Source organism: Pseudomonas sp. EL_65y_Pfl1_R83 (assembly GCF_963970695.1).
GTDB lineage: Bacteria > Pseudomonadota > Gammaproteobacteria > Pseudomonadales > Pseudomonadaceae > Aquipseudomonas > Aquipseudomonas tritici.
The window spans coordinates 1-451 of sequence record NZ_CAXAQI010000431.1 but is presented as its reverse complement, the minus strand read 5'-3'; the positions used below and the strand labels follow the sequence as shown (position 1 = coordinate 451).

The 451-nt window shown below is 68.7% G+C and carries 1 protein-coding gene; it reads left to right on the top strand.

The genetic code is table 11. The features are described 5' to 3' along the window. Positions 1–231: hypothetical protein (locus AACY08_RS29670; protein WP_339472651.1), on the top strand; the 231-nt coding region annotated here is incomplete at its 5' end. Between the last annotated feature and the right edge of the window lie 220 nt (positions 232–451).

Sequence of the window (451 nt, the reverse complement as noted above, 5' to 3'; positions counted from 1 at the left end):
GAGGTCGATCCCGATGCGGGCAATTCGCTGGGCGACGCGCTCGAAAACTTCCTCGATCCCAGCGCGATCCCCCCGGTCGAGGGCGAGATTCCGGGCGTCGGACGGATACGGTTGCGCAATGGCGAAATCGACTTCGCGCCCAGCCGCCCCGACCAGCGCGACCGCCGCCGCGATGCCCCCGACGATCGCGCCCCGCGCCGCGACCAGAGTGATCCGAACGACGACCAATAGCGCCGGTTGACGCCGGGCATGCACGCCCGCATTGCTGTGCCATGCGCTTCTTCTCCGACAACGCCGCCCCCGTCCACGCCACCGTCCTCGCCGCCATGGCCGACGCCAATGTGCTCGACACCGCATATGACGGCGATGGCTGGAGCAAACAGCTCGACGCGCGTTTTTCGGAGCTGTTCGAAACCCCGGTGCGCGCCTTGTGGGTGCCCTCGGGCACGGC